The 24,785-nt window shown below is 32.2% G+C and carries 26 protein-coding genes; 25 read left to right on the top strand and 1 reads right to left on the bottom strand.

Annotation, left to right across the window (positions count from 1 at the left end; all coding sequences use genetic code 11):
• Window positions 1–308 precede the first annotated feature (308 nt).
• The 9 genes from B6K90_RS01130 to rpsA all read left to right on the top strand — a co-directional run bounded on the left by B6K90_RS01130 (window position 309) and on the right by rpsA (window position 8,912).
• The gene (locus tag B6K90_RS01130; RefSeq protein ID WP_088010703.1) at window positions 309–959 is read left to right on the top strand and encodes a hypothetical protein; all 651 of its coding nucleotides are present in this window, start codon (window positions 309–311) and stop codon (window positions 957–959) included.
• A gap of 33 nt (window positions 960–992) precedes the next feature.
• Complete coding sequence (locus tag B6K90_RS01125; protein WP_088010702.1) at window positions 993–1,901, top strand: MerR family transcriptional regulator; 909 nt, start codon at window positions 993–995, stop codon at window positions 1,899–1,901.
• Window positions 1,902–1,977: 76 nt separating this feature from the next.
• A complete protein-coding gene (locus B6K90_RS01120) occupies window positions 1,978–2,586 on the top strand; it encodes a genetic competence negative regulator (protein WP_088010701.1) in 609 nt (202 codons plus the stop codon).
• Window positions 2,587–2,823: 237 nt separating this feature from the next.
• Entirely contained in the window at window positions 2,824–4,104 is a 1,281-nt protein-coding gene (locus B6K90_RS01115) for a Glu/Leu/Phe/Val family dehydrogenase (RefSeq protein ID WP_088010700.1), read from the top strand.
• 142 nt (window positions 4,105–4,246) lie between these two features.
• Window positions 4,247–5,218, top strand: a complete 972-nt coding sequence (locus B6K90_RS01110) for a YpdA family putative bacillithiol disulfide reductase (protein ID WP_088010699.1) — start codon at window positions 4,247–4,249, stop codon at window positions 5,216–5,218.
• Between the two features lie 335 nt (window positions 5,219–5,553).
• Window positions 5,554–6,522: an asparaginase gene (locus B6K90_RS01105; protein WP_088010698.1), complete on the top strand. Its 969-nt coding sequence runs from the start codon at window positions 5,554–5,556 to the stop codon at window positions 6,520–6,522.
• 158 nt (window positions 6,523–6,680) lie between these two features.
• Complete coding sequence (locus tag B6K90_RS01100; RefSeq protein ID WP_088010697.1) at window positions 6,681–6,866, top strand: DUF5359 family protein; 186 nt, start codon at window positions 6,681–6,683, stop codon at window positions 6,864–6,866.
• Between the two features lie 138 nt (window positions 6,867–7,004).
• Window positions 7,005–7,685, top strand: coding sequence for a (d)CMP kinase (gene cmk, locus B6K90_RS01095; protein WP_088010696.1), 681 nt, complete (start codon window positions 7,005–7,007; stop codon window positions 7,683–7,685).
• 108 nt (window positions 7,686–7,793) lie between these two features.
• Entirely contained in the window at window positions 7,794–8,912 is a 1,119-nt protein-coding gene (gene rpsA, locus B6K90_RS01090) for a 30S ribosomal protein S1 (RefSeq protein ID WP_088010695.1), read from the top strand.
• A gap of 48 nt (window positions 8,913–8,960) precedes the next feature.
• Here the strand turns inward: rpsA and B6K90_RS01085 are convergent, their stop codons facing one another.
• On the bottom strand, window positions 8,961–9,098 hold the full coding sequence (locus B6K90_RS01085) for a YpzI family protein (RefSeq protein WP_088010694.1): 138 nt from the start codon (window positions 9,096–9,098) through the stop codon (window positions 8,961–8,963).
• Between the two features lie 128 nt (window positions 9,099–9,226).
• Here B6K90_RS01085 and B6K90_RS01080 point away from each other — a divergent pair, with 128 nt between their 5' ends.
• From B6K90_RS01080 to aroA, 16 genes are all read left to right on the top strand, one after another.
• The gene (locus B6K90_RS01080) at window positions 9,227–9,817 is read left to right on the top strand and encodes a YphA family membrane protein (protein WP_088010693.1); all 591 of its coding nucleotides are present in this window, start codon (window positions 9,227–9,229) and stop codon (window positions 9,815–9,817) included.
• Between the two features lie 132 nt (window positions 9,818–9,949).
• Window positions 9,950–11,260, top strand: coding sequence for a ribosome biogenesis GTPase Der (gene der, locus B6K90_RS01075; RefSeq protein WP_088010692.1), 1,311 nt, complete (start codon window positions 9,950–9,952; stop codon window positions 11,258–11,260).
• A 42-nt stretch (window positions 11,261–11,302) separates the two neighbouring features.
• Window positions 11,303–12,340, top strand: coding sequence for an NAD(P)H-dependent glycerol-3-phosphate dehydrogenase (locus B6K90_RS01070; RefSeq protein WP_088010691.1), 1,038 nt, complete (start codon window positions 11,303–11,305; stop codon window positions 12,338–12,340).
• Between the two features lie 140 nt (window positions 12,341–12,480).
• Window positions 12,481–12,750 carry a stage VI sporulation protein F gene (locus tag B6K90_RS01065; RefSeq protein WP_056466710.1) on the top strand — a complete coding sequence of 90 codons (270 nt, stop codon included), beginning with the start codon at window positions 12,481–12,483 and terminating at the stop codon, window positions 12,748–12,750.
• 438 nt (window positions 12,751–13,188) lie between these two features.
• On the top strand, window positions 13,189–13,386 hold the full coding sequence (locus B6K90_RS01060; RefSeq protein WP_056466707.1) for a DUF2768 domain-containing protein: 198 nt from the start codon (window positions 13,189–13,191) through the stop codon (window positions 13,384–13,386).
• Between the two features lie 20 nt (window positions 13,387–13,406).
• Window positions 13,407–14,123, top strand: a complete 717-nt coding sequence (locus tag B6K90_RS01055) for a hypothetical protein (protein ID WP_088010690.1) — start codon at window positions 13,407–13,409, stop codon at window positions 14,121–14,123.
• A gap of 196 nt (window positions 14,124–14,319) precedes the next feature.
• Window positions 14,320–15,798: a stage IV sporulation protein A gene (gene spoIVA / locus B6K90_RS01050; RefSeq protein WP_088010689.1), complete on the top strand. Its 1,479-nt coding sequence runs from the start codon at window positions 14,320–14,322 to the stop codon at window positions 15,796–15,798.
• A gap of 472 nt (window positions 15,799–16,270) precedes the next feature.
• On the top strand, window positions 16,271–16,543 hold the full coding sequence (locus B6K90_RS01045; RefSeq protein ID WP_056466694.1) for an HU family DNA-binding protein: 273 nt from the start codon (window positions 16,271–16,273) through the stop codon (window positions 16,541–16,543).
• Window positions 16,544–16,832: 289 nt separating this feature from the next.
• Complete coding sequence (gene folE, locus B6K90_RS01040) at window positions 16,833–17,405, top strand: GTP cyclohydrolase I FolE (protein ID WP_088010688.1); 573 nt, start codon at window positions 16,833–16,835, stop codon at window positions 17,403–17,405.
• Between the two features lie 310 nt (window positions 17,406–17,715).
• Window positions 17,716–18,387: a heptaprenyl diphosphate synthase component 1 gene (locus B6K90_RS01035; RefSeq protein ID WP_167555238.1), complete on the top strand. Its 672-nt coding sequence runs from the start codon at window positions 17,716–17,718 to the stop codon at window positions 18,385–18,387.
• A 41-nt stretch (window positions 18,388–18,428) separates the two neighbouring features.
• Entirely contained in the window at window positions 18,429–19,139 is a 711-nt protein-coding gene (locus B6K90_RS01030) for a demethylmenaquinone methyltransferase (RefSeq protein ID WP_088010686.1), read from the top strand.
• Window positions 19,140–19,183: 44 nt separating this feature from the next.
• On the top strand, window positions 19,184–20,146 hold the full coding sequence (gene hepT, locus B6K90_RS01025; protein ID WP_088010685.1) for a heptaprenyl diphosphate synthase component II: 963 nt from the start codon (window positions 19,184–19,186) through the stop codon (window positions 20,144–20,146).
• Window positions 20,147–20,347: 201 nt separating this feature from the next.
• A complete protein-coding gene (gene ndk, locus B6K90_RS01020; protein ID WP_025671395.1) occupies window positions 20,348–20,794 on the top strand; it encodes a nucleoside-diphosphate kinase in 447 nt (148 codons plus the stop codon).
• A 250-nt stretch (window positions 20,795–21,044) separates the two neighbouring features.
• Window positions 21,045–22,214: a chorismate synthase gene (gene aroC, locus B6K90_RS01015; RefSeq protein WP_088010684.1), complete on the top strand. Its 1,170-nt coding sequence runs from the start codon at window positions 21,045–21,047 to the stop codon at window positions 22,212–22,214.
• The gene (gene aroB / locus B6K90_RS01010; RefSeq protein WP_088010683.1) at window positions 22,214–23,299 is read left to right on the top strand and encodes a 3-dehydroquinate synthase; all 1,086 of its coding nucleotides are present in this window, start codon (window positions 22,214–22,216) and stop codon (window positions 23,297–23,299) included. The genes aroC and aroB overlap by 1 nt, the downstream gene beginning before the upstream one ends.
• Before the next feature lie 195 nt (window positions 23,300–23,494).
• Window positions 23,495–24,778: a 3-phosphoshikimate 1-carboxyvinyltransferase gene (gene aroA / locus B6K90_RS01005; RefSeq protein ID WP_170927395.1), complete on the top strand. Its 1,284-nt coding sequence runs from the start codon at window positions 23,495–23,497 to the stop codon at window positions 24,776–24,778.
• The last annotated feature ends 7 nt before the right edge of the window (window positions 24,779–24,785 follow it).

The following is a 24,785-nucleotide window of genomic DNA, read 5'->3' as shown; positions in this document are numbered from 1 at the left end:
AGTGTATTATGGAAAAAATTAAATCAAATTTTGCATTTCACGCAAATTTAAAAACTTATACCCATTTATTGAGAGTGGATATAAGTTTTTTGTTGTTTAAAATTTTTCAATTTCTACTAGTTTTTGTATAATGAATAAAAGCACTTGGAACTGTAACAAAGAGAAATAAATAGTTGATTTTTTAGAGTGAAGTACAATCAGAGAAACAAGATGAGTTTTACTTTGTTGATGGGTTAAGTAACAAGGGGGAAATTAAAATAAAATTATTATCATTAATCGGTTTCATATTAATAGTAGCAATTATTCTATTGTTAAATCGAAAAAGTAAGGTAGAAATTATTAATAAAAAAATTAAAATAAAACATTTAGATGATTCATTACAGTCAATTCAACTTATATGGATCCCAAATATAGGTGATATTCCTTTTAAATTGAGAGAGATTGAAAAAATTTGCAATCAGAATACACTAATTCTCTTAAGCGGTTACTCAAAAAAGAAATCAAAAAAATATAAAGAAGAAAAGATTCACTATTTATCTTCTATGGCTCCTGTATATTTTTTGTGGAATGATCTTGACTATAGTGGTAACTATAGGGATCTAAATGCATTATTACTAGATTGTAAAGTTACAATTTTAGAAAATACAAGTGCTTTATTTGAGACTGAAAATGGTACAAAGTTTTCGATTGTTGGATTAGATGACGTAAAAACAAAAAGAGATCATTTAGACTTTGCACTTGAAGAGCGATATGAAGACTACTTAAGTATTTTAACAAGTTATACTGAAGTCATGGATAGTAATAGTAGTAATTTTGAAAGTATTCAAGTTTATCTGTTTGAAAGAAGTCAATTAAATGTACATCGAAATCAGAAAACGGTATATTTGGAGCTACATAACAATAAAGGAATTCGAAAACAAAACACAATAACAGTTTTAAATTTTGAAGTTATGAAATAAGTGTGTCTTGTTTACATGCAGGAGGAAAGAAAATTGGCCCAAATAGGAAAATACAATATTAAAGCTATTTCTAACATTGTTGGGATATTACCAGGTACATTAAGGGCTTGGGAAAGAAGATATAATATCATTAGTCCTGTACGAAACGATGCAGGCCATCGACTTTATACAGAGGAACATGTATATATATTAAAATGGCTCGTTCAAAAAGTTAATGAAGGTTTTACTATTGGACAAGCCATAAATTTATATGAAGCAAAAGAGCATAAATCGTCTAATGACAGTTCTCTTAATGAAAATCTACAATCAGATGCTCTAGTGAATCGAATTGTTTCTTCATTATTATCTTTTGAAGAAAGTGAAGCACACAATTATATAAATGATGCTTTTAGTCTTTTTTCTGTAGATAAAGTATTATTTAAAATTATTTCGAAGGTATTCATCTTAATAGGGGATAAATGTCGTAATGGTGAAATTACAAGTGCCCATGAACATTTTGCAACATCTTTTTTAAGAACGAGATTAGGGATGATTTATCAAAATTTACCAAACAATAAACATTTACCAAAGTTAATCGCGGTTTGTGGACCAGAAGAAAAGCACGAACTAGGATTATTAATTTTTACGATTTATTTAAGAAGAATTGGTTTTCAAGTTATTTATTTAGGAGCATCAATTGATTCAAATGATGTTGAACAAGTAATTAATGAAGTGAAACCAGCCGGATTTATCATGTCTTGTACTTTAAAAGAAAATTTAAAGAAAACAATTGATCTAGCCATAATAATCAAAAAAATTAGTCCTGATATCATTATTGGAATTGGTGGACATGCAGTTTCAACTTGTGAGAGTCCAATAATGGATACTATACAGGAATTTTATATAGGCTCTCAGCAATCGAACTGGGATGAATGGCTAAAGCAGAATTTTAATTATAAATGAATTTTGACTTTAGAATCACCAAAATTATATAAAAACATAAACTGTACTATGGTAAATGCAGCAAGGAGGCTAGTTCATGAGGTTGGAACGGTTGAACTACAATAAAATAAAAGTTTTTCTTACATCTGATGATTTATCTGAACGTGGTCTGACAAAAGAAGACTTATGGTACAATGCACCAAAAGTTCAACAGCTTTTTCAAGATATGATGCATGAAGCTAGCGTAGAACTAGGTTTCGAAGTAGATGGAAAAGTATCCGTTGAAGTTTTCTCACTTCAAGCTCAAGGAATGGTTGTAATTGTAACAAAATCCGATGAAATTGAAGAAGAGGAAGATGAATTTCAAGACGATTTTATCTCGATGGAAGTAATCCTTGATGAAAGTGAACATATATTGTACGAGTTTTCTACTTTAGATGATCTAATCCTACTTTCTGAAAAATTAGTTTCATGTAATGCTTTAGGTGGGAGACTATTCTCTTTTGAAAATACGTTTTACTTAAAGTTCGAGGAGAATGAAATAGGAAGACTAGATCGTGAAACATTTTATGCGATTTTAGCTGAATATGGTAATCCTTCCACAAGAACAATTTACCGTATTATTGAATATGGTAAAGAACTTATCTCAGAAAATGCTATTGAACAACTGCATTTTTATTTCGTTAAAAATAAAGCCTCTCAGTAATTTATTACGAGAGGTTTTACTTTTGTAAATTTTTTATTAATATATCGTATTTATTCATATTCTTTCCTTTTCAATTTTTGGAAATAGGAGTATAATGACCTTAGAAAACGCTTACATTAAACGAATATTATATTTTGTTTTCTATGTGTTTATAACTTTCAAAATGGGATGGAAAGTTGTATACTAATTTCAGAATGAATGAAACTTTTCATAGTTCAAATTTCTAGGGGGTTTACAATGGTTGCCGAGAAATCTACAGAGAAAAATAGCAACACTGAAGAACAGTTAGATGTACTAGCGCCTACACAAGTAGTTATTAAAGAAGCGTTAGAAAAATTAGGATATTCAAATGAAATGTATGAACTTTTAAAAGAACCAGTTCGTATGATGACTGTAAAAATTCCAGTTCGCATGGATGATGGACAAGTGAAAATTTTCACTGGTTACAGAGCTCAACATAATGATGCAGTAGGACCAACTAAAGGTGGTATCCGTTTCCATCCGAATGTAACAGAAAATGAAGTGAAAGCACTTTCAATCTGGATGAGCTTAAAATGTGGAATTGTAGATTTACCTTATGGTGGAGGAAAAGGTGGAATCGTATGTGATCCACGTGATATGTCATTCCGTGAGTTAGAAAGACTTAGCCGCGGTTATGTTCGTGCAATTAGCCAAATCGTAGGACCAACGAAAGATATTCCAGCTCCAGACGTATTTACGAACTCACAAATTATGGCTTGGATGATGGATGAATATTCTAGAATAGATGAATTTAACTCGCCTGGTTTTATTACTGGTAAACCATTAGTACTAGGTGGATCTCACGGTCGAGAAACAGCTACGGCTAAAGGTGTAACAATTGTAATTCGTGAAGCAGCAAAGCGTAAAGGTATTAACTTAGAAGGTGCACGAGTTGTTATCCAAGGATTTGGTAATGCAGGTAGCTTCTTAGCGAAATTTATGCATGATGCTGGCGCAAAAGTTATCGGTATTTCTGATGCTTATGGTGCACTTCATGATCCAAACGGCTTAGACATTGATTATTTATTAGATCGTAGAGATAGCTTTGGTACAATTACTAAACTATTTAATAATACAATTTCAAATAAAGAATTATTAGAATTAGATTGTGATATATTAGTTCCAGCAGCGATTGAAAATCAAATTACAAAAGATAATGCTCATAATATTAAAGCAAGTATTGTAGTTGAAGCTGCAAATGGACCAACAACACTTGAAGCTACTAAGATTTTAACGGAGCGCGATATTTTATTAGTTCCAGACGTACTAGCTAGTGCTGGTGGCGTAACTGTTTCTTACTTTGAATGGGTACAGAATAACCAAGGTTACTACTGGACTGAAGAAGAAGTAGAAGATCGATTAGAAAAAGTTATGGTACGTTCATTTAATAATATTTATGAAACAAGTGTAAATAGAAAAGTAAATATGCGATTAGCTGCTTATATGGTTGGTGCGCGTAAAATGGCTGAAGCTAGCCGATTTAGAGGTTGGGTATAAGATTATATTCGATGTTAAAAACAAGATGGGAAATTCCCATCTTGTTTTTTTTTGATTAGCTATTATTAGACAAATTGAATATTTTACGTAAAATAGAAATAGTAAATATAACTAAGACTCTAGATTATTGGAGATGTTTCAAATGGAAAAAGTTGAAGTTCTGATCATTGGCGGAGGACCCTGTGGTATTGCAGCTTATCTAGCTTTAAAAAATAAGGGGATATCTGCATTAATAATTGAAAAAGGAAATATAGTTCATACCCTCAGTCGTTTTCCAACACATCAAACATTTTTTAGTACAAGTGAAAAATTAGAAGTGGGTAATATTCCATTTATTATTGAAGGTAGAAAACCAAAAAAACACCAAGCTCTAGCATATTACCGTGACGTTGTTAAACGAAATAGTATAAAAATTAATGCATTTGAAGAAGTAAAAACGGTTAGTAAGAAAAGTGATTTTATAATCGATTCAGTTACAATAAACGGCGAAGAAAAACGTTATGAAGCAAAAGCAGTTATTGTAGCAACTGGATATTATGACCAACCAAACTATTTATCAACACCTGGTGAACAGCTTAATAAAGTTTCACACTACTTTTTTGAGGGGCATAAACATTTTAATCAGAAGGTCACCGTTATTGGTGGTAAAAACTCAAGTGTTGACGCAGCACTAGAACTAGAAAAGTGTGGAGCGGATGTAACTGTACTTTATAGAGGTAGTTCTTATTCACCAAGTATTAAACCATGGGTTTTACCAGAATTCGAGGCACTTGTCCGTTCTGAAACAATTAAAATGGAATTTAACGCAAATCTACTTGAAATAAAAGAATCATCAGTAGTATACGAAAAAGAAGGGCAAAAATTTGAGATTGAGAATGACTTTGTCTACGCTATGACAGGTTACCATCCTGATCATACATTAATTAAAAGTATGGGCGTAAAAGTTGACGATACAACAGGAAGACCACTATTTAATCCAGAAACGATGGAAACAAATATTGAAGGCATTTATATCGCAGGGGTAATTGCTGCAGGAAACAATGCTAACGAAATTTTTATAGAAAATGGTCGTTTTCACGGTGACTTAATCGCTTCCCACTTATCTAGTAATTAATTATCGTTCAATTAACTATTCTATTGTTTTTTAAGATTATTATTTTTTATAAAGAAATTTGATTGGAACGAAAGGGTGCTCGACTCCTATTGGATTATCAAGAAGGCTAAAGACCTTAGCAGGCGCGCCGAGAAAGCTCAGGGTTAGCCCCATGGAAAGCGAGTACACTGTAGTAGAAATCAACATGACATTACTTGTTTACTTGATAACTTCTTTTTTCAAACGTCGTGAAACGTAGCTATGCTACGTTTTTTTATTTAAAAATTTCAAACTTTTTTCTGTTTACTTAAAGAATTTTAAAATGTTATAATTTCTTGTGAAATGAGGTGCAAAAAATGAAAAAAGTAGTATTAATTACAACAGGTGGAACGATTGCTAGTAAACCAAATGCAGAATCAGGTAAGTTAGATTCTGGGGCATTGTCAGGTCAAGAAATTGCAGAAATGCTCAATTTACCAAAAGATATAAACGTTATTGTTGATTCTTTTTTCCAAGTTCCAAGTATGCACATAGGCTTCGAACATTGGATGATGTTAAAGAATAAAATTGAAGAATACTATCAAGATGAAACAATCGATGGGGTTGTCGTTACCCATGGAACTGATACGTTAGAAGAAACGGCTTATTTCTTAGATTTAACAATTGACGATGAACGTCCAGTTGTTATTACTGGCTCGCAAAGATCACCAGGTGAATTAGGTACCGATGCTTTTATCAATTTAAGACATGCAATTTATACTGCATCTGACGAATCTGTTCGAAATGTTGGTACAGTTGTTGTCTTTAATGAACGTATTTTTACTGCAAAATATGTTAAAAAAGAACATGCATCCAATATTCAAGGGTTTAACGTATTTGGTTTCGGATACCTAGGTATTATCGATAACGATAAAGTACATATCTATCAAAAACCGGTTTTAAAGGATAAATACAAAATTACAAGTGAGTTACCTCAAGTTGATATAATTAAATGTTATATTGAAGCAAAAGGATATTTAATTAAAGCAGCTGTTGAAAATGGTGCTAAAGGTATTATTCTTGAAGGCGTTGGAAGAGGACAAGTTTCTCCACATATGACTGAAGAAATTGAAAAAGCTGTTAAAGATGGCATTAAAGTTGTCATCACAACAAGTTCTGAAGAAGGCGAAGTATACCCGACGTATGATTATTATGGAAGTGCCTATGATTTAGTTAATAAAGGTGTTATTTTAGGTAAAGATTATGATAGTAAAAAGGCAAGAATTAAACTAACTGTTATGTTAGCATCCGAAGTAGATCATATTCTTGAAGGATTTTCTAAATAATTTTTACTTATTTATACATTTCTCAAAAACGTGCATAGCACGTTTTTTTTGTTAAGTCTAATTCTGTTAAAAGTTAGATGATTTAAAATTAAATTCAAAATTGTGTATAAAATTAATTGAATGTATTCATACTGGTAATAAAAAAGGTATGATTTTAAATGAAAAGAATCGAAAGAATATTATTTAAATTAATTATTATTCAATTATTTTGTTTAGTCATAAGTCAATACGCTTTATCATTTCCTAGTCTTTCTGTCTATTTAACGAAAATTGAATTGTATGAAGGAGTTACACAAAAAGCTAAGGACGTAACAAGAGAAGTATATAATCATATAGGTAAATAGATGAATTCATCGGAATCATATGGTAATATTAAATAAAGCAGGGTACCCTGCTTTATTTTTATTTGTTTTTATTTTTTTAGGACATGATAAGATTAAAGGTTGCTATTGAAGTAGCACTTTTTTTATGTAGGAGGACTTATGAGTAAAAAAATTAGTATAGCGATAGATGGTCCTGCAGCTGCTGGTAAAAGTACAGTTGCAAAGATTGTTGCAAAAAAATTAGGTTATGTATATATAGACACTGGTGCAATGTACCGTGCTTTAACCTTTAAAGCGATTCAAAACAATATTGATGTAAATAATGAAATGGATTTAAGTAACTTACTTTCTAATATAACGATTAAGTTAATCCCGGAAGAAGGTACTCAAAAAGTTTTCATTGATGATGTGGATGTTTCAGAGCCAATAAGAACTCCAGAAGTAACTAGAAACGTATCATTTGTAGCAAAACATAGTTTAGTTCGTGAAAAAATGGTTGATTTACAACGTGAATATGCCGTAAATGGTGGAGTTGTAATGGATGGAAGAGATATTGGAACGCATGTATTAGTTGGTGCAGAAGTTAAGATTTTCATGATTGCTTCTGTTGATGAACGAGCTCAAAGAAGACATATTGAAAATGTCAATAACGGTTTTGAAAGTGATTTAGAACAATTGAAAATTGAAATAGCAACAAGAGACCGAATTGACTCAGAAAGAGAAGTTTCACCATTGAAAAAAGCTGATGATGCGATCTCATTAGATACAACTTCAAAAAACATTGATGATGTAGTAAATGATATCTTAACGATTGTTGAAGGGAAAATAAAAAATATTTAGAAGAATTAGTCATCAGATTTCTTGACTTTTCTTCCTATTTATTAGAAGGTAAAAGAGGATAATACATAATTGGTCTATCCATTTTTAAAACATAAGGAGGAATATGACATGGTTGAAAAAGTAATGCCAGAAGTTGGGGAAATTATCTCATGTGTAGTAGAACAAATTGAAGATAAGCAAGCAATCGTAGGTTTCGGTGGAAAAACAGATGGTATTCTTCCAATAAAAGAAATTTCAAACGTACATATTGAAAATGTAAGTGACGCTCTAACTGTTGGGCAAGAAATTGAATTAAAAGTTATTAAAGTTGAGGAAGATACAGTTGTTTTTTCTAAACGTGCCGTAGATTCTGTTAAAGCTTGGGAACAATTAGAAGTAAAATTAGCTAGCAAAGAAGTTTTTGAAGTAATCGTTACAGAGCAAGTAAATGGTGGACTAATTGCCGACGTAGGTGTTCGTGGATTTATTCCGGCTTCACTTGTTTCAAAAAAATTCGTTGAGGATTTAGGAAGCTATGTTGGTCAATCACTTGAGGTAGTGATTGAAGAACTAGATCGCGAAAAGAATCGCGTAATTTTATCTCATAAAGCTGTAGAGCAATTAAATGAGGTTGAAAACCGCCGTCAAGCATACTCTTCAATTAAAGTTGGGCAAATCGTTGAAGGGAAAGTGGAAAGACTAACAAATTTCGGTGCTTTTGTTAATATTGGTGGAGTTGATGGACTAGTACATGTATCTCAAATGTCTCATAAACGAGTTATAAAGCCTGAAGAGATTGTAGCTGTAGGAGATACTGTAAAAGTTCAAGTCCTTTCAATTGACACAGATACAAACCGTATTGCTTTATCAATGAAAGCTATTCAGCCAGGACCATGGGATCAATTAAATCCAAGCATTAAAGCCGAAGCAGTTGTTGAGGGGACTGTAAAACGTCTAACAAACTTTGGTGCATTCGTAGAAGTTCAAAATGGAATTGAAGGATTAGTTCATGTTTCTCAAATTGCTGATAAACATATTAAAAATCCTAACGAAGTCTTAACAGTTGGTCAACAAGTAAAAGTTAAAGTTTTAGATATTAATCCTACTGAAAAACGCTTATCATTAAGCATTAAAGAAGCTGGTGAAGCTGAACTTCAAGAGGATATTGCGAAATACGTTCAACCAAGTGAAAGTGGTTTCCAATTAAGCGAACTTCTTGGTGATAAATTAAATAAATTTAAAAAATAATAAAAATTCCTTCAGTTATTACGCTGAAGGATTTTTATTTAGAACACTTTAGTTATGCTGATTTTCTGCTCTTGCTTCTTCAGGTGTGTCTAAACGTGTAGCACCTTTGTTATGAATACTTTGATCTCGATCAGATTCAACTCTTCTAGATTGTCGCAGTTTCTTTTCTTGACGATCTTTTCCCACTCGTTTCACCTCCAAAAAAATCTCTTTTATAGATTCGTTTTAAATGCAACTTCTTATACACTTTCTTTTCTATTTGATTATTTTTGCGTATGAATTGTTACATACTAGAACTATTAGGAGGTTTTCGTGTGCAAGGTAGTCTATTTATCATTGCTTCTTGGATTATTGTTTTAATTCTTTTGATTTATCGAGATCGAATTAAGTATAATTTATTGTATTTATCAGGAGTGCTAATATTAATTAGCTGTTCTGCTTACACAATTGATGTATTTTCAATTGAAATAAATATTTCATATATGATTATCATTATTCTCATAAGCTACATAATTAGTTTATTAAATTTAATTGAACAAATAGGTCATTTCTTTAAAGGCTTAATTATAGGCATGACATATAGTGTTGTTACACTGCTCTCGGTTTATGATCCTGCAAGCTTCTTTATGAATGAGATGATAATTAGTTCATTTTTAGTAATACTACTTACTTTCTTTTTAAGTAAATCCTATTATGACAAAATGCGTTATATCACAATTGGTCTAGTTCAGGGAGAAATTTTTAATTATATTACGTTTAAGTCGATTAATTTTAAATATATAATAGGAGATTTAAATTGGTTTGATACTTTATTAATTTCAATTTTATTAATGTCAGCAATTCAATTCATATCAATTTACGTATCAAAAATAAGTCTAAAAAATAGAAAATTACTAAAAAGTTGAAGTGTATTGGTCTTTTCTTGTATTTTTTGTTAAAATAGATAAGTTATTTAAATAAATCAATTTTTAAAACTAAACTAAAACACATTTAGAAGATTTAAATGGTACATAGTTATGCTAGGAAGGATGAATTAAATGTCTAAACCGACAGTTGCAATAGTTGGACGACCGAATGTAGGGAAATCAACTATTTTTAATAGGATAGTGGGAGAAAGAATTTCAATTGTAGAAGATATTCCAGGTGTTACTCGTGATCGTATTTACAGTTCAGGAGAATGGTTAAATCAAGAATTTAGTTTAATCGATACAGGTGGAATTGACATTGGCGATGAGCCATTTTTAGAGCAAATTCGTCAACAAGCTGAAATTGCAATTGATGAAGCTGATGTTATTATTTTTCTAACAAATGGCCGTGAAGGTGTTACAGCGGCAGATGAAGAAGTTGCTAAAATCCTTTATAAAACAAAAAAACCGGTAGTATTGGCTGTTAATAAAGTCGATAATCCTGAAATGAGAAGTGATATTTACGATTTCTATGCATTAGGATTTGGTGAAGTATTTCCAATCTCAGGTTCACATGGCTTAGGACTAGGTGATTTACTTGATGAAGTTGTAAAACATTTCCCTGAAAAAGAAGAAGATAATTACGATGAAGAGACAATTAAATTTAGTTTAATTGGACGACCAAACGTAGGAAAGTCATCTTTAGTAAATGCATTACTAGGTCAAGAACGTGTAATTGTAAGTAATGTTGCTGGAACTACACGTGATGCTGTCGATACACCATATTCAAAAGATGGCCAAGACTATGTCATTATCGATACAGCTGGTATGAGGAAAAAAGGTAAAGTTTATGAAAGTACGGAAAAATACAGTGTATTACGTGCTTTACGTGCAATCGAGAGATCAGATGTCGTCTTAGTTGTATTAGATGGTGAAGAAGGTATTATCGAACAAGATAAGAAAATCGCTGGTTATGCGCATCAAGCTGGTAGATCAGTTGTTATTGTTGTAAATAAATGGGATGCAGTAGAAAAAGATGAAAAAACGATGAATGAATTCATTGAAAACATTCGAGCACATTTCCAATTCTTAGACTACGCACCAATTGTATTCCTATCAGCTAAAACGAAGAAAAGAACTCAAACTTTATTGCCAATGATTAATAAAGCATGTGAAAGCCATAGCTTACGTGTTCCAACAAATGTACTAAATGATGTTATTATGGATGCAATTGCAGTGAATCCAACACCTACACATAATGGACAAAGATTAAGAGTATATTATGCAACTCAAGTAGCAATTAAGCCACCAACATTTGTTGTTTTTGTAAATGATCCTGAATTACTTCACTTTAGTTACGAGCGTTTCTTAGAAAATCGCATTAGAGATGCTTTTGATTTTGAGGGATCTCCAATTAAGATTATTGGTCGTGCACGAGCGTAATTTGATGTAAAATATGGATTCTTTATGAAGGGGAGTGTTGATTTGGAAAAAATCGCAGTATTAGGTGCAGGTAGTTGGGGAACTGCATTAGCCATGGTTTTAGCAGATAATGGGCATACGGTTACTTTATGGGGAAATAAATCCGAACAAATTAATGAAATAAATGAACAGCATACTAATAAAAGATACTTACCAGAAATTAATTTACCTCAAAATTTAAAAGCAACAGTTAATTTAAAGGAAGCTACAAATGGAGCTAACTATATTTTGCTTGTTGTACCGACTAAAGCAATAAGAGAAGTTTGTCAACAATTAAATAATGAATTAACGAATAAGGTTACAATAATCCATGCAAGTAAAGGGATTGAGCCAGACACTTCAAAGCGTGTTTCAGAAATGATCTCTGAAGAAATTGATTCGAAATTCTTAAAATCGGTAGTAGTATTATCAGGGCCAAGTCATGCTGAAGAAGTTGCTTTAAGACATCCAACAACTGTAACATCGGCATCGAAAAATATGGAAGATGCGGAAATTGTTCAGGAATTATTCTCAAATGGTTATTTCCGTGTATACACAAACGAAGATGTAATTGGTGTAGAAATTGGTGGAGCATTAAAGAATATTATCGCACTTGCTGCTGGTATTACTGATGGACTAGGATATGGCGACAATGCGAAGGCGGCTTTAATGACACGTGGACTTGCAGAAATTATTCGTTTAGGTAAGGCTATGGGAGCTAATACTCAAACTTTTGCTGGTTTAACAGGAATGGGCGACTTAATCGTAACTTGTACGAGCGTCCATAGCCGTAACTGGAGAGCTGGTAATTTATTAGGGAAAGGCAAATCTTTAGACGAAGTACTAGATAATATGGGTATGGTCGTTGAAGGAGTTCGCACGACTAGGGCTGCATATCAATTAGCAAAACAAGTAAATGTAGAAATGCCAATTGTTAATGAATTACACGCAGTATTATTTGAAAATAAAAATCCAAAATTAGCAGTTGATGCACTTATGTCTCGTGTAAAAAAACACGAAGGTGAAAGTACTTCAAATTATATAAGCGATCTTACTGACTAATTAATATTTAAGTGTTTATAAATAGTATAAAAGCATTAAAACTTTGTTTTAGTGCTTTTTCTTTTGTGGACTAAAATAGGCGTTTCACCATTTTTCTTTTTTTGCATAGCATATGTTGTATAGAAAAGAAGGAGGTTTGAATGGTGACTAATAATAATCCAAATGGTTTCTTCGATAAGATTGAAAAGAAAGCTAATGTAAGCAAATCAGATATTTTTAAAGTCGCTGATTCAGTAAAAGATGCAAACTTTAAAGATGAAGCAACAGTTAGAAAATTAGTTCGTCAAATTGCATTGATGACAGGTCGTCAAGTTTCTAAGGAGAAAGAAGATAAAATCGTGCAAGCAATTGTTACAAATAATATGCCATTAGATTTTCAATCATTAACAAATATGTTTAAACAAAAATAATTGGGCTTATTCTTCAGCGATGTATTTAGTGCATAATCATACATTTTCGCATAATATAGAAAGACTTATACCGGATGTATTCTGGTGGGTGTTAGTCGAGGAAGTTTACGAAGCAATTGCCCCAGTTTGCTTCAGAAGAAAGAAGGAGTATATTTTTACTTTTTCTTTCTTTTTATTTTGCACTTTAAAAATGTAAATGGTCCCGAGTCTTCATACTTGGTATTTAAGAAGGAGGTATTTTGATGGGATTTGTTCGATTGAGACTAGTGAATATGTTCTAATGTATTTTTTTAAGCTAGATTTAAATTAATAATAGACGAGTATATTTAAGTACTAAATAAGTCGATAATGACTTAATAGGAATAAAAAGATTTTAATTCAAATCATGTGATTATTTTGATACTATAATAATGGTAGAAAATACATAGGGGGAACATAATGAACGCGGCACATATTAATGAAATTATTTCTTTTGTAGGAATCGGACTAATGCTTTTATCATTATTTTTAATTTTCTTGAGTAGAAACAAAATAAAAATAAAATTTTTAAAAATGATAACAGCATTCATTGCATATATGTCTTTAATTATTTCAGGGATTTTAATTACATATATCGTATTAAGCTGGCCTAGTTAATGAGAATAAAGGGGACTAACATGAAAAAGCTATTTCTTTCCATTCTAATGTGCTTTGTCATAAGTGTATTAAGTGGCTGTTTATATCCACAAGATAAACTTGCACAAAATCAAGTACCATATGATGATCAATTGCAAGCTGTTCAAACTGCAGTTAATAAATTTAAAGAAAACAATTCAGGAATGTTACCTATAAAAAACAAGGATATGAATACACCAATTTATATTAAATATCCGATTGATTTTACAAAACTGACACCTGGCTATTTAAGTGATGCACCAGGTAATTCTTATGAAAATGGTGGTATCTTTCAGTACGTACTAGTAGATGCAGAAAAGAATCCGACTGTTAAATTAGTCGATCTTAGAATTGCAGAAAAACTAAGAGATGTTTCATTAAGAGTACAAGTATATAAAGATAAACATTCTTACCCACCAATCAAGAAAACTTTGGCTAATGGAGTTTTTCTATTAAACTATAAAAAGATGGGTTTCAAGGAAGAACCGTACGTAGTCAGTCCATATAGCAATAAGAACTTACCAATTATTATGGGGAATGATGGTGAGTTCTATGTAGACTATTCAACTGATTTATATGCAAAAATTAATGAAGCGAAAAATTTTAAGTTCGGTGAAGATATTCGTTCTATTTTAGTAAAAGACTCACCAATCGTGCCTGCATACTCACTTCCGTATACGATTAAAGATGGACAACCAGTATTTTTAGAACAAAAATAAATAATATAAATCATAATCCTTTGATAAAAGAATACATTTTATCGAAGGATTTTTTTATTTGATCCCAAGTGAATAAAAAGAAAAAATAAAAAATCTTGTCATAACTCACTAGGACAACATCATAGAATGATATTGTCATAGGTATACTACTTCAAGTCAATTATTCCCATGTATTGATAAATCGGGAGGGGAACACATGGAAAAGATAGATATTTTTAAAGACATTGCCGAGCGCACAGGAGGAGATATCTACTTAGGTGTTGTAGGTGCTGTGCGTACTGGTAAATCAACATTTATTAAACGCTTTATGGAAGCAGTTGTAATTCCTAATATTCAAAATGAAGCTGATCGTGCTAGAGCACATGATGAATTACCTCAAAGCGCTGCAGGTAAAACTATAATGACTACTGAACCAAAATTCGTTCCGAATCAAGGAGTAAAAATTCATGTAGCGGATGGGTTAGATGTAAATATTCGATTAGTAGATTGCGTTGGTTATAGTGTGCCAGGGGCTAAAGGATATGAGGATGAAAATGGTCCTAGAATGATTAGCACACCTTGGTATGAAGAACCGATTCCATTTAATGAAGCGGCAGAAATCGGTACAAGAAAAGTTATTCAAGAGCATTCTACAATTGGTGTTGTTGTAACAACTGATGGCACAATTGGAGAAATTGCTAGATATGATTATATTGAAGCAGAGGAACGAGTAGTTAATGAATTAAAAGAAGTTGGAAAGCCTTTCATTATGGTAATCAACTCTTCTCAGCCTTATCATCCTAATACTGAGGCACTTAGACAGGAACTATCTGAAAAGTACGATATACCTGTAATTGCACTTAGTGTTGAAGCGATGCGCGAAGGGGATGTATTAAACGTACTTCGTGAAGCGCTATACGAATTCCCAGTTCTTGAGGTGAACGTAAACCTACCTAGCTGGGTATTAGTTTTAAAAGAAAATCACTGGTTACGCCAAAGTTACCAAGAAGCAATTCAAGAAACAGTTAAAGATATAAAACGATTAAGAGATGTAGATTATGTAGTTGGCCAATTTAGTGATTATGAATTTATTGAACAGGCACAACTTGCTGGAATAGATATGGGGCAAGGGGTCGCGGAAATCGATTTATCTGCACCAGATGAATTATATGATCAAGTCTTAAAAGAAGTTGTAGGAGTAGAAATTCGCGGTAAAGATCATTTATTAGAATTAATGCAAGATTTCGCTCATGCAAAACAAGAATATGATCAAGTAGCAGATGCTTTAAGAATGGTTAAACAAACCGGCTATGGAATTGCTGCACCTTCGCTTTTAGACATGAGCTTAGATGAGCCAGAAATTATACGCCATGGTTCAAGGTTTGGTGTGAAATTAAAAGCAGTAGCACCTTCTATTCATATGATTAAAGTAGATGTCGAGTCAACTTTTGAACCGATTATCGGAACTGAAAAACAAAGTGAAGAACTTGTTAAATACTTAATGCAAGATTTTGAAGATAATCCATTATCAATTTGGAACTCAGATATATTTGGACGTTCATTAAGTTCAATCGTGCGTGAAGGCATCCAAGCGAAACTTTCACTAATGCCTGAAAATGCGAGATATAAATTGAAGGAAACATTAGAAAGAATTATTAACGAAGGAAGTGGCGGCTTAATTGCAATTATTCTTTAATCATTAATTGATCAGATGGTAAAAAACCATCTGATTTTTTTGTGTTTGTAAAAAATAATAATTAATCTTCTTAAATCTTTTCGTCATATTTTATATAAGGACATGAAATTCCGCTAAAAATCATAGAAAATTAGTAAGTTGAAATAAATATTATTCGACAAAATTCAACAGAAAGAAATTTAGTGAAAATCATCAAGAAAATTAAAAAAATGCCGATAAATTCAGTAATCATCGTAGTTTTACGAGTTCTTATAACAAAATTGAGGATGAAATATGAATTTTTCAGAAAAATCACCACCTGTTTTCGAGTAATTCCAACATTTTCTTATAAAACATATTGAAAAAAGCCGTAGAATCGTATAATATAAGGCATGACAAAGAAATTAATTGGAATTTGTTGTATAAAATTTAAAATTTTGGTCACAAATGAAATTAAGAAACATTTCTAAAATTTTGGGAGGAGGTGAAAGACATGAACAAAACAGATTTAATCAATGCAGTTGCTGAAGCTGGTGAATTAACTAAAAAACAAGCTACTTTAGCAGTAGACGCTGTATTCGAATCAATTCTTGGTGCGTTACAAAACGGGGATAAAGTACAATTAATCGGATTTGGTAACTTTGAAGTTCGTGAGCGTGCAGCTCGTAAAGGACGTAATCCACAAACTGGCGAGGAAATCGAAATCGCAGCTAGTAAAGTTCCAGCTTTCAAACCTGGTAAAGCGCTTAAGGATGCAGTAAAATAATTACATAATTTAAGCGAAAAAGAAGGATGCTAATAAAAGCATCCTTCTTTTTTTTGCTGAAAAGTCCAAAAAGTTGATTTTAAATATTAATTAGCAAATGAGGCCTGAAGTAGAGCTATTACAATGGTTTTTTAGACTGACAATTAGTTTTGGACAAAGAAAGCGTTGTTTTTAGGTAGTCTAAAAGAAAGTATCCTTCTTTTTTTTGCCTATAAAAAAAGAATTATGTTAAAATAAAACGAATCTGATAGTGAATATTAGAATTTTTTTTAGCATGGGGGATCAATTAATGAATGAAGTTAATTTAGAAAAAATTGAACAAGCGGTTCGTCTAATTCTTGAAGCTATCGGTGATGATCCAAATAGAGAAGGAATTTACGAAACGCCAAAGCGAGTTGCGAAAATGTATGCTGAAGTATTCTCTGGTATGCGCCAAGATGAAAAAGCTCATTTACATAAAGTATTTGGTGAAGATCATGAAGAATTAGTTCTTGTAAAAGATATTCCATTCCATTCAATGTGCGAGCATCATCTATTACCTTTTTACGGAGTTGCACATGTAGCGTATATACCTAGAAATGGTAGAGTAACTGGTTTAAGTAAATTAGCACGTACTGTTGAAACAGTAGCTAAAAGACCTCAGTTACAAGAGCGCATAACTGCATCAGTAGTTGATGCAATTATGGACGTACTACAGCCCCACGGAGCAATGGTAGTTGTAGAAGCAGAACATATGTGTATGTCAATGCGTGGAGTAAGAAAACCAGGCTCAAAAACTGTTACAACTGCAGTGCGCGGCTCACTTAAAGAGGATGTGCAAGGAAGAAATGAAATTCTTGCAATGATTCATTCGACTAAATAAAACCAAATAATCAAAAAAGTAGGACATCCTTATTTCAGTGTTAAGACAAAGTCCGTTAAGAGTTCCAGTTTTTTCGGATTGATTGAAAATATTTGGTCTTTCCAGTGCGCAGGGGTTATATAGCACGAGTAGCGTAATCATGGTTTGACGAATGTCAGATCGTTTGTCAAGCAATCTGAAAGCCGGAAGTCCTTCTTTTTTTGAAAATATTCATTATAAATATGCAAGTTGATTGAGCAATCAACTTATACCATCTAAAATACTTATGGTATAATGAAAAAATCAGTAATAAATGGAATGGATGGAAATAATGAATAGTATTCACGAGTTAAAAAATGAAGTAATTACTCAAATCTTACATACGATTAGACACCCATATTTAAATCAACATCTTTCAAAGCCGACAATTGATGATGTAAAAGTTACTTTATTAATAAATTTATTAAAAGATCACAATTTTAAGAGTGATAAAATTGTACATTACTGTAAAGCCTTGATGATTCATCAAATTGCATTAGATACACACGAAAAGGTATCCGCATTTAAAGGTACACCAATGGATCGTGAAAAGAAACAATTAACCGTTTTAGAAGGAGACTTATATAGTGGTCTATACTATGATGCTCTCTCTAAAACTGGGGAAATTGGTTTAATTCGAGAACTTTCATATGCTGTTAAAGAAATGAATGAAGAGAAGATCAATCTAGTTCACGAAAAATTTAGTACTTTAGAAGACCTTTTCAACTGTATAACTGTAATCGAATCTACAATACTTGTTCATTTTGCAAAATTTATATCAGCTGAAGAATCAATTAAACAGATTGAACAAGAGTGTTTAGTGTCAAGACTAAAAAAAGAATTAGAACGAGCTACAGTTGAAAACTACTCTGATTTTATTACGCAATTTCAGAGAATAATGGGTATTGTTAATTTTGCTGAAACAAAAGAAGAATTATCAAAAATAATACAATTACAAAATTAATCAACATAGAAGTAATCGTAATTAGTTTAGTGGGGGTTTATATGACTCAATCAAAAGAAGAACGCGTACATGACGTGTTTGAAAAGATTTACAATAAATATGATACAATGAATGGTATTATTAGTTTTAGACGACATATTGCTTGGCGCAAACAAACTATGAAAATTATGAATGTTCAAAAAGGTATGAAAGCGCTTGATGTTTGCTGTGGTACTGGTGAATGGACAATTGCACTTGCTAATACTGTTGGAAAAGATGGAGAAGTAGTAGGATTAGACTTTAGTAAAAATATGCTTTCAATCGGTGAAGAAAAAGTTAAAAATATGCATCTAGATCAAGTAAAATTAATTCATGGAAATGCGATGGAGCTACCATTTGAGGACAACTATTTTGATGTCGTTACAATTGGATTTGGTTTAAGAAATGTTCCAGATTATTATCAAGTGTTGAAGGAAATGACAAGAGTCGTAAAGCCTGGAGGTATAGTTGTTTGTTTAGAGACATCACAACCTACTGCATTTGGTGTTAGACATGTATATAAAGCGTATTTTAAATACATCATGCCGATTTTTGGGAAAATATTTGCTAAAAGTTTTAAAGAATATTCTTGGTTACAAGAAAGTGCAAGCACGTTTCCAGGAATGAATGAACTTGCAAAGCTTTTCAAAAAAGCAGGTTTAGAAAAAATAAAAATTAAACCTTATACTTTTGGTGTAGCAGCAATGCATTTAGGAGTTAAACCAAAAAGCTAGTTACAAAAAAGCAAGAAAATGGGATGAATAGTAAGGTGAACGGAATGAAGGTTAAATGGAAATATTCTTATTTAAAAAAGGACATTAATGAGATTGAAAGCACACTTCATAAATTAGTCAATTCTTCACAGCCAATTTTGAAAAATGCATCTGTACAGTTGCTTGAATCTGGAGGTAAAAGAATTAGACCAGTATTTGTATTGCTTAGTGCTAAATTTGGACAATATAACCTTCAATCGATTAAAAATGTAGCAGCTACTTTGGAAATCATACATATGGCATCATTAGTTCATGATGATGTAATTGATGAAGCTAGTTTACGAAGAGGTAAACCGACAATCAATTCAACATACAATGATCGTGTTGCTATGTATGCAGGGGATTTTTTATTTGCAAAAGCATTGGAATGTATGTCAGAAATCGAAATCCCATTGGCCCATCAAAAATTATCTGAGACTATTTTAGAGATTTGTTTAGGTGAGATTGAACAAATAAAAGATAAATATAATTTTGACCAAAATTTAAAATGTTATTTAAGAAGAATTAAACGAAAAACTGCGCTTTTAATTTCTGCAAGTTGTGAAATTGGAGCAATTGCATCAGGAGCCTCTCCAGCTTTTCAAAAGTGTTTAAAAGATTACGGATACTATCTAGGTATGTCTTTTCAAATTATGGATGATATTCTTGATTTTACGGCTTCTGAGAAAGAATTAGGAAAACCATCAGGTAGTGACTTAATTCAAGGTAATATTACATTACCTGTTTTGTTTGCGATGAAAGATTTAGCTCTTAAAGAGAAAATAAAATCAGTTTATGAAGGAATGAACCCGGAAACTGTTAAGCCTCTTATAAATCAAATTCGAAAAAGTACATATATTAAAGCAGCAAGAAAAGTTAGTGAAGCTTATTTACAAAAATCTTTAAACAGTATCGATAGCCTTCCTAATAGCGAAGCAAAGGAAATGTTAATATTAATTGCTAAAAATATTGGAAATCGAAAAAACTAGAGGCAGGGAAAATGCTAGTGCATTTACAACTGCCTCTTTTGGCTTTTTTCTTGTTAATCAGGTATATTTATTAAGTAATCTGGAAGCGATTTCAATTTTTATAATATAACAAGATTTTAAACTATTGATAATTTTATAAATTGATGTTACTATTCTACTGTGTTGTTTATACATAATTGAAATCAAGTGAGGTAGAGCATAATGGAAAGAACTTATTTAATGGTAAAACCTGATGGTGTACAACGTAACTTAATTGGTGAAATCGTTTCACGTTTCGAAAAAAAAGGTTTCCAATTAGTTGGAGCTAAATTAATGCAAGTGAGTAAAGAACAAGCTGAAACACACTATGCTGAGCACAAAGAACGTCCTTTCTTTGGTGAATTAGTAGACTTCATCACTTCAAGCCCAGTATTCGCTATGGTTTGGGAAGGCGAAAATGTAATCGCTACCGCTCGTCAAATGATGGGAGCAACTAACCCAAAAGATTCAGCACCAGGAACAATCCGTGGTGAGTATGCTGCAACTGTAGGTAAAAACATTATTCATGGTTCAGATTCTCCTGCTAGTGCAGAGCGTGAAATCGGTATTTTCTTCAATCAAAATGAATTAGTTGAATACTCTAAGCTTATTAAAGAGTGGGTATACTAATTTTAAATAGTTGAGAAAAAAGTCAGCATAATTGCTGACTTTTTTGTTTTATTTGGAGATATGGTCTTGGGTTTGCAATATTAGACAAAAATCAGCGCAGAAAATTTTTTTTGCATTGAATAATTCATTTTTTTACAAAAAATCAAAAAAAGAGCCAAATTATGGTTCTTTTTTTATGTTAAATTCAGATTAGGTTGTGGTATAGTAGTAACTAAATAATTTTAAACTTACATAAAGAGAAGGTGTTGACATGCGTTATTTAACAGCTGGTGAATCACATGGTCCACAATTAACTACAATTATTGAAGGCGTTCCTTCAGGCTTACCAATCTTAGCAGAAGAAATAAATGTTGAACTTCGTAGACGTCAAGGTGGATATGGAAGAGGTCGAAGAATGCAGATAGAAAAGGATACTGCTCAAATTACTAGCGGTGTTCGACATGGTTATACATTAGGCTCTCCTATCGCATTGGTTGTTGAAAATAACGACTTTAAACATTGGACTAATATTATGGGTGCTGAACCTTTAGAAGATCTAGAATATGAAGGAAAAAGAAGCATTACAAAACCAAGACCAGGGCATGCCGATTTAAATGGAGCTATAAAATATGGCTTTAGAGATGTACGAAATGTTTTAGAGCGATCTTCAGCTCGTGAAACAACTGTACGTGTTGCAGCTGGAGCGGTAGCAAAAAAATTGTTAAGTGAGCTAGGAATCACTATTGCAAGCCATGTTATTGAAATTGGTGGAGTTAAGGCAAAAAATTTAGACTATAAAAATGTAGAAGACTTACATAATAGAGCTGAAAACTCAGAAGTAAGATGTATAGACCAAGAAGCTACAGAAAATATGAAATTATTAATTGATGATGCAAAACAAAATGGAGATTCAGTTGGTGGGATTGTAGAAGTTGTCGTTGAAGGTATGCCAGCCGGTGTTGGTAGCTACGTTCATTATGACAGAAAGCTAGATTCAAAAATTGCAGGTGCAATCGTAAGTATTAATGCCTTCAAAGGTGTAGAATTTGGAATCGGGTTTCAAGCTGGATCCTTACCAGGTAGTGAAGTTCATGATGAGATTGCATATTCACAAGAAGAAGGCTACTACCGTTTATCGAACCGTGCTGGAGGTTTTGAGGGCGGTATGACAACTGGTATGCCAATTGTCGTACGGGCTGTAATGAAGCCTATTCCAACGCTATACAAGCCGTTAAAGAGCGTTGATATTGAAACAAAGGAAGTTTATGAAGCAAGTATCGAACGTTCTGATAGCTGTGCTGTTCCAGCAGCAAGTGTAGTTGCAGAGCATATTGTTGCTTGGGAAGTTGCAAAAGCAATTATCGAACAATTTGAGTCAGATCAACTTGAGCGATTAAAACGTAATATTGAAGATTTCCGTGAGTATGCGAGGAATTTTTAATGAATGTGATAACTGTAAAAACAAGCTCTAAACAATACGATGTTTGTATAGGGTATGGAGTATTAAGTCGACTGCAGTCAATGTTGGACAGCTTAGTACCTAAAGTTTCAAAAATATTAATTATCACAGATGATCAAGTTGCCCCATTTTATTTAGAAGAAGTACTACTTAATTCTAGTAAAGCAAATAAAGTAGAACAATTTATCATTCCACATGGTGAAAAAAGTAAGAGTTTTGCAATATACGAAAATTGTTTAACCTACTGTTTTGATGTCCAATTAGATCGTAATAGTTTAATAATTGCTTTAGGTGGCGGAGTAGTTGGTGATTTAGCAGGATTTGTTGCAGCAACTTATATGCGCGGTATTCGTTTTATCCAATTACCAACTACTTTACTAGCCCACGATAGTGCTATAGGTGGTAAAGTAGCAATAAATCTTCCAAAAGCTAAAAATATTGTTGGTGCATTTTATCAGCCGGAACTAGTATTGTATGAATTAAGATTCTTAACTACTTTGCCAATAAAAGAATGGAGATCAGGTTTTGCTGAAATTAGTAAGGAAGCTATGATTTCTTCTAACGACAATTTGAATTGGTTAATGGATAATATTCTTTCACTAAAAGAATTAGATGATGAGTTAGTTGAGAAATGTGTGACAATGGGAATAAGTGTAAAAAATGAAATTGTATCCAAGGACGAAAGAGAAAATGGTGAAAGAGCATTTTTAAACTTAGGCCATACACTTGGGCATGCAATCGAGGCTTATTTAGGTTATGCTAAAACAACTCATGGTGAGGCAATCGCATTTGGAACCTTATTTTCAATCTATTTGAGTGAACAGATCTTTGAGATTGACTTAAAATTTAATAAGATATTAAAGTGGTATAATCGATTAAATTATCCTGTTTATTCAAATTTAGAATTAGAACCTATTGTAAATTTAATGAAACAAGATAAGAAAAATATAGATTTGAAAATAAAATATATCTTATTAAAAAGTTTTGGTAATCCAGTGATTATTGAATTAGAGGAAAACTTTATAAAAGAAAATTTAGATTGTTTTTTAAAACAAATAATTTCATAATTCTTACCTGAAAATGGTGTTTTGATCAAATGTTAAATCAAAATATCATTTTCTTTTTCTAAATTAGGCTACTTGATCATTAAAAATGAAAAACATAGGACAATTCGTCGAATAGAATTTCAGTGAAAAAAAAGGTTTGATTTAATAAAAAATGGAATGTAAATACATATAGAAAGGTTAGATAAGGTGATTATGATGAGAAATACTCAGTTAGAAACAATCCGTTTAGTTGGTGATGTTACAATTCCAGGAGATAAATCAATATCTCATAGAGCAATTATGTTTGGATCATTAGCGAAAGGGACTACAAAAATTACTAACTTTCTATTAGGTGAAGATTGTTTAAGCACGATTGCTTGTTTTAGAAAATTAGGTGTACAAATCGATGTATCAGAAGATGAAGTAGTCGTTTATGGTAAAGGAATTGAAGAACTTAAGGAGCCACATGCAGTACTTGATGTAGGAAATTCGGGAACAACAGCAAGATTAATGATGGGAATATTAAGTGGTTTACCTTTCCATTCAGTTATTATTGGTGATGAATCTATTGGTAAAAGACCAATGAAGCGTGTTACAAAACCTTTAAAAATGATGGGAACTTCTATAGATGGACGTGAAGACGCTACATATACACCTATTTCTATTAGAGGAGGTTCACTCAATAGTATTTCTTATGCTTCTCCTGTTTCAAGTGCACAAGTGAAATCTTCAATTTTACTAGCTGGTTTATTTGCAAAAGGTACAACGACTGTGACTGAACCAGAAAAGTCTCGTGACCATACTGAAAGAATGCTAAAGGCATTTGGTTGTGAGTTAAAAGTAGATGGAAACTCAGTCTCAATTAATGGAAATCAAGAATTAACTGCAACAGATGTTATTGTACCAGGGGACATTTCATCAGCAGCATTTTTCTTAGTAGCAGGGTCGATTGTTCCTAATAGCGAAATATTGTTAAAAAACGTAGGGGTCAATCCTACTAGAACAGGGATATTAACTGTTTTAGAAAGAATGGGTGCCAATATCACATTAGAAGACGAAAAAGTTGTAAACGGAGAACCAATTGCGAATATTCGAGTAAAATCATCCAATTTGAAATCAACTGTAATCGGTGGGGCTGAAATTCCTACATGCATCGATGAGTTACCTATTTTGGCCTTAGCGGCAGCTTTAGCAGATGGACAGACTATTATTAAAGATGCTGAAGAATTAAGAGTAAAGGAAACTGATCGGATCCAGACTGTTGTAACAGAACTTACAAATCTTGGTGTAAGCATTGAAGCAACAAAAGATGGTATGATTATACAAGGAAATAGTTCTTTAATAGGTGCTAATGTAAATTCACATGGAGATCATCGAATGGGAATGATGCTTTCAATCGCTGCATTACTTGCTAAAGGTGATACAATTATTGAGAATACAGAATGTATAGCTGTATCTTTTCCAAACTTTAAAGAGCAATTAAATGATTTAATTAAGTAGTCATATG

Source organism: Gottfriedia acidiceleris (assembly GCF_002128425.1).
Lineage (GTDB): Bacteria > Bacillota > Bacilli > Bacillales > Bacillaceae_G > Gottfriedia > Gottfriedia acidiceleris.
This window is presented reverse-complemented; position numbering and strand designations above follow the sequence as displayed.

Coding starts and splice junctions, on each gene's coding strand:
- aroC (WP_088010684.1), top strand. CDS start 21,045: ATGCGTTATTTAACAGCTGGTGAATCACATGGTCCACAATTAACTACA.
- rpsA (WP_088010695.1), top strand. CDS start 7,794: ATGGTTGAAAAAGTAATGCCAGAAGTTGGGGAAATTATCTCATGTGTA.
- cmk (WP_088010696.1), top strand. CDS start 7,005: ATGAGTAAAAAAATTAGTATAGCGATAGATGGTCCTGCAGCTGCTGGT.
- B6K90_RS01055 (WP_088010690.1), top strand. CDS start 13,407: ATGAAAAAGCTATTTCTTTCCATTCTAATGTGCTTTGTCATAAGTGTA.
- ndk (WP_025671395.1), top strand. CDS start 20,348: ATGGAAAGAACTTATTTAATGGTAAAACCTGATGGTGTACAACGTAAC.
- B6K90_RS01105 (WP_088010698.1), top strand. CDS start 5,554: ATGAAAAAAGTAGTATTAATTACAACAGGTGGAACGATTGCTAGTAAA.
- B6K90_RS01035 (WP_167555238.1), top strand. CDS start 17,716: ATGAATAGTATTCACGAGTTAAAAAATGAAGTAATTACTCAAATCTTA.
- B6K90_RS01110 (WP_088010699.1), top strand. CDS start 4,247: ATGGAAAAAGTTGAAGTTCTGATCATTGGCGGAGGACCCTGTGGTATT.
- aroB (WP_088010683.1), top strand. CDS start 22,214: ATGAATGTGATAACTGTAAAAACAAGCTCTAAACAATACGATGTTTGT.
- B6K90_RS01115 (WP_088010700.1), top strand. CDS start 2,824: ATGGTTGCCGAGAAATCTACAGAGAAAAATAGCAACACTGAAGAACAG.
- folE (WP_088010688.1), top strand. CDS start 16,833: ATGAATGAAGTTAATTTAGAAAAAATTGAACAAGCGGTTCGTCTAATT.
- spoIVA (WP_088010689.1), top strand. CDS start 14,320: ATGGAAAAGATAGATATTTTTAAAGACATTGCCGAGCGCACAGGAGGA.
- hepT (WP_088010685.1), top strand. CDS start 19,184: ATGAAGGTTAAATGGAAATATTCTTATTTAAAAAAGGACATTAATGAG.
- aroA (WP_170927395.1), top strand. CDS start 23,495: ATGAGAAATACTCAGTTAGAAACAATCCGTTTAGTTGGTGATGTTACA.
- B6K90_RS01065 (WP_056466710.1), top strand. CDS start 12,481: ATGGTGACTAATAATAATCCAAATGGTTTCTTCGATAAGATTGAAAAG.
- der (WP_088010692.1), top strand. CDS start 9,950: ATGTCTAAACCGACAGTTGCAATAGTTGGACGACCGAATGTAGGGAAA.
- B6K90_RS01120 (WP_088010701.1), top strand. CDS start 1,978: ATGAGGTTGGAACGGTTGAACTACAATAAAATAAAAGTTTTTCTTACA.
- B6K90_RS01045 (WP_056466694.1), top strand. CDS start 16,271: ATGAACAAAACAGATTTAATCAATGCAGTTGCTGAAGCTGGTGAATTA.
- B6K90_RS01100 (WP_088010697.1), top strand. CDS start 6,681: ATGAAAAGAATCGAAAGAATATTATTTAAATTAATTATTATTCAATTA.
- B6K90_RS01060 (WP_056466707.1), top strand. CDS start 13,189: ATGAACGCGGCACATATTAATGAAATTATTTCTTTTGTAGGAATCGGA.
- B6K90_RS01030 (WP_088010686.1), top strand. CDS start 18,429: ATGACTCAATCAAAAGAAGAACGCGTACATGACGTGTTTGAAAAGATT.